Annotated in this window: 6 protein-coding genes and 2 pseudogenes; 3 read left to right on the forward strand and 5 right to left on the reverse strand. The window is 50.4% G+C overall.

Annotated features, from left to right (window positions below; all coding sequences use genetic code 11):
- Positions 1-1,941: efflux RND transporter permease subunit (locus ACEW8P_RS20910; protein ID WP_373515016.1), on the forward strand; the 1,941-nt coding region annotated here is incomplete at its 5' end.
- Positions 1,942-2,272: 331 nt separating this feature from the next.
- Here ACEW8P_RS20910 and ACEW8P_RS20915 read toward each other — a convergent pair.
- Together ACEW8P_RS20915 and ACEW8P_RS20920 are read right to left on the reverse strand one after the other, a co-directional pair.
- The gene (locus tag ACEW8P_RS20915; protein ID WP_373515017.1) at positions 2,273-2,863 is read right to left on the reverse strand and encodes a transposase; all 591 of its coding nucleotides are present in this window, start codon (positions 2,861-2,863) and stop codon (positions 2,273-2,275) included.
- A 152-nt stretch (positions 2,864-3,015) separates the two neighbouring features.
- Positions 3,016-3,171 carry a hypothetical protein gene (locus tag ACEW8P_RS20920; RefSeq protein ID WP_373515018.1) on the reverse strand — a complete coding sequence of 52 codons (156 nt, stop codon included), beginning with the start codon at positions 3,169-3,171 and terminating at the stop codon, positions 3,016-3,018.
- A gap of 621 nt (positions 3,172-3,792) precedes the next feature.
- Here ACEW8P_RS20920 and ACEW8P_RS20925 point away from each other — a divergent pair.
- A complete protein-coding gene (locus ACEW8P_RS20925; RefSeq protein ID WP_373515019.1) occupies positions 3,793-4,899 on the forward strand; it encodes a Fic family protein in 1,107 nt (368 codons plus the stop codon).
- 202 nt (positions 4,900-5,101) lie between these two features.
- Here the strand turns inward: ACEW8P_RS20925 and ACEW8P_RS20930 are convergent, their stop codons facing one another.
- From ACEW8P_RS20930 to ACEW8P_RS20940, 3 genes and pseudogenes are all read right to left on the reverse strand, one after another.
- Complete coding sequence (locus ACEW8P_RS20930; protein WP_373515020.1) at positions 5,102-6,022, reverse strand: nucleotidyl transferase AbiEii/AbiGii toxin family protein; 921 nt, start codon at positions 6,020-6,022, stop codon at positions 5,102-5,104.
- Positions 6,006-6,419 carry a DUF6088 family protein gene (locus tag ACEW8P_RS20935; RefSeq protein WP_373515021.1) on the reverse strand — a complete coding sequence of 138 codons (414 nt, stop codon included), beginning with the start codon at positions 6,417-6,419 and terminating at the stop codon, positions 6,006-6,008. Before ACEW8P_RS20935 ends, ACEW8P_RS20930 begins: the two co-directional genes overlap by 17 nt.
- Before the next feature lie 103 nt (positions 6,420-6,522).
- Positions 6,523-7,146 (reverse strand): annotated as a pseudogene (locus ACEW8P_RS20940) (relaxase/mobilization nuclease domain-containing protein); the annotation flags it as partial.
- 453 nt (positions 7,147-7,599) lie between these two features.
- Here ACEW8P_RS20940 and ACEW8P_RS20945 point away from each other — a divergent pair.
- A pseudogene (locus ACEW8P_RS20945) lies at positions 7,600-7,938 on the forward strand (hypothetical protein); the annotation flags it as partial.

Below are 7,938 nucleotides of genomic sequence, written 5' to 3' on the forward strand. Positions count from 1 at the left end.
GCGGTGTCGTTCATGAAGCGGCACGATGAAAATAAAGATGAACACAAGAAGCAGTCGTTCAAGAAGATTCGTCGGCCCATAATCGTACTGGCGGCGGCGGCCCTGGTCGGATACTTCATCGACCGCGGCATCGGCAATTTCATCGTCTTCATTTTGGCGCTGTATGTCTTCAATTACTACGTTCTTACACCAAAGATTCTGGTACCCTTCCAGGATCGCTTCCTGCCCGCTCTGAGCAACAACTACCGCAAACTCATTCGCTGGCTCATTGTGGGCTGGCGTCCGGTGGGAGCCGTCGCCCTTTCGGTGGTGCTGCTGGTTGTGACCTTCGTCATCATGGGAATCGTTCAGCCAAAAGTGATTTTCTTCCCGAGTGGCGACCCCGATTACGTGTATGTCTATAATAAACTACCCGTCGGCACCGACGCCACCGTGACTGACTCGGTGACGAAAGTGATCGAGAAAAAGGTATTTAACGTGTTGGAGAAAGAGAATGCCGTTGGCATGGTCAACTCCGTAATTTCTAATGTAGGCAAGAATGCGGGCGACCCGACCAACCCCGACCGTTCGGCCACGCCGCACAAGTCGAAAGTGACGGTGGCCTTCGTGAAGAACGAAGATCGCGACGGACGCTCGACCGAAGAAATCCTGACCAAAATCCGCGATGGCCTGACGGACATTCCGGGGGCTGAAATATCGGTGGAGCGCGAGCGGACGGGACCACCGACAGGTAAGCCGATTTCCATTGAGATTCTGGGCGACGACTTCGTTGAACTGCAAAAACTGGAAAAAGATGTTCTGCAAAGAGTGCAGGAATCCGGTATTCAGGGAATCGACCAACTTCGTACTGATTTGGTGACCAACAAGCCCGAAATCACAATCGATATCGACCGCAATAAGGCGCAACGTGAGGGCATCAGCTCGCAGCAAATCGCCCTCGCGGTACGGACAGCCCTATTTGGTACGGAGGTATCGAAATTCCGAGACGCTGAGGACGAGTACCCAATAATGGTACGCCTCAAAAAAGATGACCGCGACCAGATCGACCGCCTGTTGAGCATGAACATTGTCTATCGTGACATGGTGAGCGGCGGGGCTCTGCGGCAGGTACCCATTTCAGCGGTGGCGGACATTAATTACTCCACGACGTTTAGCCAAATCAATCGTAAGGATCAAGAGCGCATCGTCACGCTCAGTTCGGACGTACTACCCGGCTACAACGCCAACGAAATCGTGGCGCAAATCCAACAGGTAGTGGACAACATGGAAGTACCTAACGGCTATACCGTTAAAATGGGCGGTGAACAGGAGGATCAACAGGAATCCATGACCTTCCTCATTGGCGCTTTCGGGGCAGCGATTCTCTTGATTTACCTGATTCTGGCTACCCAGTTCAACTCGGTGGTGAAGCCCTTCATTATCTTCTTCACCATCCTGCTGTCGCTGATTGGCGTATTGCTGGGCTTTATGGCTACGGGCAAAACCTTCTCCATTATCATGTCGGGCGTAGGCATCATTGCCCTCGCGGGCATCGTGGTCAAGAATGGCATTCTGCTCATCGAGTTCATCGACGAACTGCGGGACCGTGGCTACCCGCTGCGCGAGGCCATTATCGAGGGCGGAGCCATCCGTTTAACGCCTGTGCTGCTGACCGCGTCAGCGGGGGTACTTGGTCTCATTCCGCTGGCTCTCGGCCTGACCATCGACTTCGTAAGTTTATTCCGCGACTTCGACCCGAATGTCCTGGTTGGCGGCGACAGCGCAGTGTTCTGGAATATTCTGGCCTGGACAATCATCTTTGGCCTGACCTTCTCGACCGTGCTTACACTTTTATTGGTACCCTGCATGTACTATATCAACGAACGTGTGCGGGAGAAGTGGTTTGGAAAGAAAGTCGATCTTGAGCCGGAGACGCGGGAACTGGAGCCTATGGCGGTGTAGGTTTTCGGCCGCGCTTAGACAGCGGCGCCCTCCTGGCTCAGTATCTTATGAACAGAATGTCGCGCTACAGTTAGCGCAACAAAACGCAAAAATCCCTGTAAGCTACACACTTACAGGGATTTTTCTTTACATTCTGTGGTGATGGACGGAATCGAATCTTTGAGTTTATTGGTGAGGGAATCATTCTGTAAATAGTCGAACCTGGCACCCCGGAGATTCTGTGTTAAAAAACAATGTTTTCTCCTCTAAAAAATTATATTTGTACTCCAAGGCGGCTCTATGCCAGCCTGCTTAGGGGCGGTTCTTTTTAGGCCGCCTCTAATTTTTTGCTCTATTGGACGTCCGAAGACGCCTCCTGTTGCCTTTTCTGCTGCTTTTCGAGGTATTTTCTGTCGTAAGCCACCCCGGTGCTGTGAACCGTGTACATCATCTCGAGTAGTTTGCGCTGCACGGCCACGACAGCCTTCATCTTCACGCCATGTTTGGAGACGAGCCTGACGAACACGCCCTTGAAGAGAGCGTCGTGGCGAATGGCCGTCAGGGCGGGCATGTGCATCGCCTTGCGCAGGAAGCGGTTGCCCCGCTTGGAGATTTTGGGCTTGCCCCGCACGGATGTGCCTGACTGCTTCTCGACCACATCCAGGCCCGCGTAGCTGGTCAGTTGACACTTGTTGCGGATCAACTCGAAGCTATTGGTCTCGGCCAGCACGCTGGCCGCCGTCAGCAGGCCCACGCCCGGAATCGAGCGTAACAGTTTGACCGATTCGCTGGCCTGGCTGTCCTCTGTGACCATATTGGCCAGTTCGACCTTGATTTCCTTCTCTTGGCGGTCGAGCAACCTGATGCGCTGCTGCACCCGCTTGACCGATGCCGCATGGGGCTGGGCCTGGGCCTTTTCGGCGTGCAGCTGGTTCTTGGCCATGCTGCGCTCGGTCACGATCTGGTCACGCTCGCGGGTGAGCTGCCGCATGGTTCGGTAGACGGGCTGTGGCTTGTGCCACGGCTCGAGCTGGCGCTCGAGGCCGAAGCGGGTGATGGCCTCCGAGGCCGTCTTGTCGGTCACTGTCTTCACGCTCAGGCCAGCAGCGAGGCCATGCCCTTGGCCGTGTTGGCGAAGCACTTGTGGGCATAGAGCTCGGCCGTGCAGTCGTCGTGCGTCCTGCCCAGGCAGACGACCAGTTCCTTCTGAGCCACGTCGATGCCCAACACTCGCTTGATTACTCTTTTCATACCGATTCCTTGATTAGGGTGAGAAATGGCAAAGTGGGAAATCCCTCGTAGTTTTGTCTCCTGGCCGGATATCCTGGATGCCGAGTCTTGCAAGGCTCCTTACATTCTGTTCAAACTCGAAGGGATGGAAAGGGATGAGGCTGTATCTCCGGGTCAACATACCTTCGGGCTGTCTAGGGGTCGATCAGCTCTCATCCCATTTCACTTTGTCAAACCACAAGCTAAACACATATTCTGAATGCGGCTAGTGGATCATAATTCGTTCTGCAAACATAGGAGGCGTCGACCCCTCCGGCGGACCGTCCCTCCGGGGTGCTTATAATCCACATTCGCTTTTGCTATTAACGGCTGACGGCACCGGCCGCCCGGCCCTCCGGGGTACTTTCTTTACGACTCAATTCATTCCTCTATAAGAAGTCTATCCCTGTTCAATAGGTAAGTTTTGCGATCGCCTTTTCTGGTAAACATCCTCGATGCATTTACGCTCCTCAATACATGGTAGTTCGGTGTGCACATGTTCATCGCCTACAATTCATGCCGTTTCTGCACATCTGATACCATTGTTGATTGATGATGCGCCGAATACCTCGTATATTCACCGCACAAAATGCGGTGAATAATATGTTTATCCATCAACGATCTGCCTGGCCCAACTTCACCTGGGACACCTCTACCTTCGCCAGTCTGCTCCTAGCCGTACGCCACAAGCAGGGAAAACTGGTAGGGCGTATGGAGGGTCTTGGCTTTCCCCTGCGTGAAGAAGCCGTGTTGCAGACATTGACCCTGGACGCTGTGAAATCCAATGAGATCGAGGGGGAGGTACTTGATGCAGATCAGGTACGCTCTTCGATCGCCCGGAAGCTAGGTATAGACATCGGATCATTGGCTCCCGCCGATCGGCACATAGAAGGGGTAGTCGAGATGCTTCTGGACGCCACCCAGAATTTTAGCCTTCCGCTTTCAGATGAACGGTTGTTTGGTTGGCAGGCATCCCTATTCCCAACGGGTCGAAGCACCCTGTATAAAATTATTGTTGGAAATTGGCGCGACGCTTCAAAAGGGCCCATGCAGGTAGTTTCGGAAGCTATGGGACGGGAAAAGGTTCATTTTGAAGCACCTTCCGCCGAGAGGGTTCCTGCCGAAATGGAGGCGTTTATCCACTGGTTTAATCAGGATGACGAAAATGATGCCGTTCTGAAGGCAGCCCTGGCTCATTTGTGGTTTGTCACGATTCACCCTTTTGACGATGGCAACGGCCGGATTGCTCGAACCATCACGGATCTGCAATTGGCACGGTCCGACAACAGTAGTCAGCGTTTTTACAGCATGTCGGCGCAGATCCAGGTAGAGCGGAAGCGGTACTACGATATTTTAGAAAAAACACAAAAGAGCGATCTGGACATTACGGAGTGGCTGGAATGGTTTCTAGGCTGCCTCGATCGGGCTTTGTCCGCAGCAGAAAAGACTCTGGAGTCGGTACTTAGAAAATCGCGCTATTGGACTTTCCTCAATCAGAAGGAGCTGACCGAACGACAAAAGCTGATGCTCAATAAATTACTGGATGGATTTGAAGGAAAACTCAATACTTCCAAGTGGGCAAAAATAACGAAGGTTTCTACTGATACCGCCCTGCGAGACATTCAGAATCTGTTGGAACAAGGGGTACTTGAAAAGGAAGTCTCGGGCGGACGCAGCACGAGTTATCGCCTGGTAGAATTGGAGAGGTAAACGTTCTTGGCCTCGACTTGTAGGATGGTAGGAACTCTTCTGTTTCCGGGTTAGATTTATTGACAAATGAGCGCCGCTAACCCTTACCTTTTGCATTGAGTAAAACCCCAATTTATGGGGCTTATTTCTCGGTGAAAGGTAAAATTGTGGGGCATTACTTTGCTTTTGCAGAGTCCCTTATAGACAAATCTTTTACACCTCCTCAGCCGATAATTTTTGAAACAAGCATTCTCATCCTATTGAGAGCTGTACTATATGAGGGCACAGTATCTTTTCCTGCATAGGACATATTCTCAACAAATGTCCTGTACTCAATAGGATAGTCCGGGTCAGTTTCAAATATCGCTATAACCTTAGAAAGCTTTTCCTGTACACTAAGGCCTGACACTATATCGGAGCGACTATCATCTCGGTCCATTGCGCTTTTCACAAGTTCCCAAAAATAAGGGCTATCCTTAGCTCTGTCACATAGCATAGCCAAATCGTGTAAGTGCCTTACGATATCGGGTTGTTTGTCCTGAACTCCCCGCACTCTGTCAGGTACGCGCCAGGCCAGTGCACTGACCTTATCCGCCGCATTCTCTACGGGATTAGCGCAAGCGATAGACTGCACCTCGCTTGACATGCCTGCTACCTCGTTTAGGATAGAAGTAACAGGTAAATCAACAGGGGAAAGCTGGAGGCCACCCAGAGTAAGTTCAAGCTTGATGTGAGGCCGAAGGACTTCCGCCGGAGTAAACTGAGAAGGGTAGCTCAAGTCGATGGCGATATTCCGATTATAATTCGAAGCCGTGGTTTCAATTACTTCAAACGACCGCCCTAGCAACTCAACGGTGGCTTTTTTGAAACCAGACATTGCCTTCCTTATTTGGGAGACGTTCTTCTGGTCAAGATCAGGAGCGATTACGCGAAAATCTATATCCTCTGAAAACCGGTGTATAAGCTTGTGGGCTTTTGAAAGAGCCGTGCCACCCGTGAATACCAGCCCAAAATTGTCCTGTTGACTCTCAGCAAGTATCTTAATAACTTGTGTTACAAACCAATCTTTTTCGATGAACACCCCGTCTATTCCCCTGACCAGAGCGACTTCTTCGATCAGACGTTTGTCAGGGATTGTATTCATAGCTAATGTATGCGTCTTTAAAGCCAATTTTACGGCTAATTCTGTCTTTTACGCCAATCTTTCGTCCCGTCGGCACCTGCATGGAGCGTCCTTCCTTGTAATCTACTTCTGCTTTTGAGGGGACTGTCTGAATCTGAAGACGCCTTAAAGCTTCTTTTCCCAGAGTGGGCAAGGGGACGACAGGCACAGTTTCACCAGTCAGAGCAGATTTTTTGGCTTTGGCGTATAAACCATAGCCTATTCTAATAATTTTCCCTTTTTCTATAATCCTTCTCAAAGCTCTTCCAACCTGATCGTACCCTCCCAGGTCAGAAAAGTCATCCCGTAGTAGTATCGGCGACTTCTTACGCGTAAGTCTTGCCATAATCCTGCTTTCTAAACTCGCTTTCTTTTTCATTGTTTATCAGTAGTTTGACTTCTCAAAAATACGACACATCGGGATTACAAAAATACGACACTTTTCGTTCACTTTTTTGCAAACATTCTGGCAGAGATTAGGTCTACCACTTTGGTCTTCTTTTCCCTATTGATTCCTGCGGATTAACCTTTTCAGCTTCCTTTTTGAGCAGATTCTTGTCAAGATTTGCTTGCAGCTGTCGGGCCGTGAATCCAACGTCCCGGCTTTTGATCGAGACGCCCTGGTAGCCATAGCTGGAGTACTTAATCTTCCCTTCTTCCGACTTGAATCGGCACTCGATTCCTTTCTCCGATAAACGTCGCTCCATATCTTCCGGCGAGGTTGTTTTCGCTTTTAAAGCGTCTTTTATAGCCAGATTAATGACTCTTTGTGCTTCCAACTGATCCAGGGTCACGTGTCGAAGGTGCCCTTCTTTCAGCAGCTCTAATTTTGCAAAGCCAAGTTCTTGACTGATTTCCTGGCAAACCCGCACGTTGCGAGCATAGTTGTGAGAAGTGGCCAAGCCGGGGACTCCACTCAAAGGCACCCGGTTGACATAGACGTGAATGTGCTTGTGCGGCTGGTCGTGGTGTTGATAGACGACGATCTGATGGTTTTCGGGAGTTGCGCCCATCTTGCTGCAATAGCGAAGGGCGGCTTCCACCATTTGCTTTCGGCTGGTGTCCTCGCCGGGCTTCCAGCTAAGCGAAGTATACCAGACGGATTTCTTACATCGGCCGTATCAGGCTTCTTGTAGAAATAGCCCTTGTGGGCGAAGGCAGTCAGTTGGTTTAGGTTTCGGCCAAATATGAAAAGCGGGGTCAGAAAAAGCCAGTAAGAATTTATTTAAACCGAGTTTCAGTGAAGCTGGACAGCATATCGGTCTTTACCCGCTCAGGGCGCGACAAACTACGTTATAAACCAAATAAAAAACCGCCCGACAATCTATTGATTATCAAGCGGTTTACTTTGTTTTCTGTGGTGATGGACGGAATCGAACCTATTTAATTTACTTTTACTCCGTTTCCTCTTTCTATGCTAATTGTCAGCAACTTACAAAATACCAAAATCAAGAGAAAGTAAACTAAGTAAGGTTAGATTAAAAAAAAGTGTCCCCCAAACTGTCTCAGAATTTTAAAACGATTATCTTTGCCTAGTTCGATATTTAACCGATAATGAAATGGCAAAGATTAATTTCTATCTCCGCGACAAGGAGGCCGGAGCCGATACCCCTATCCTCCTTTTCGTCAGCTACAGCGGCGTTCGCCTTACCAACTACCCGACGGGCGAAACCATAGACCCCGCGCTATGGGATGCCAAAGAACAGCGCGTAAAACAAACCAGAAAGTTTCCAGCCTACCCGGAATTCAATACCCGCCTTAGCAACATCGCCACCACAGCGGAGGACGTGCTACGTAAGTTCCTCAACGACCACGACCACCAGCCGCCGACGGTCAAGGCGTACCGCGCCCTTTTGGATGAGCAGTTCGACCGAATGCCGAAGGCGGAGGAGGTGAAA

It is taken from the genome of Persicitalea sp. (assembly GCF_041751555.1).
Taxonomy (GTDB): Bacteria; Bacteroidota; Bacteroidia; order Cytophagales; family Spirosomataceae; genus Persicitalea.

Coding starts and splice junctions, on each gene's coding strand:
- ACEW8P_RS20930 (WP_373515020.1), bottom strand. CDS start 6,022: ATGAATACAATCCCTGACAAACGTCTGATCGAAGAAGTCGCTCTGGTC.
- ACEW8P_RS20915 (WP_373515017.1), bottom strand. CDS start 2,863: ATGGCCAAGAACCAGCTGCACGCCGAAAAGGCCCAGGCCCAGCCCCAT.
- ACEW8P_RS20920 (WP_373515018.1), bottom strand. CDS start 3,171: ATGAAAAGAGTAATCAAGCGAGTGTTGGGCATCGACGTGGCTCAGAAG.
- ACEW8P_RS20925 (WP_373515019.1), top strand. CDS start 3,793: ATGTTTATCCATCAACGATCTGCCTGGCCCAACTTCACCTGGGACACC.
- ACEW8P_RS20935 (WP_373515021.1), bottom strand. CDS start 6,419: ATGAAAAAGAAAGCGAGTTTAGAAAGCAGGATTATGGCAAGACTTACG.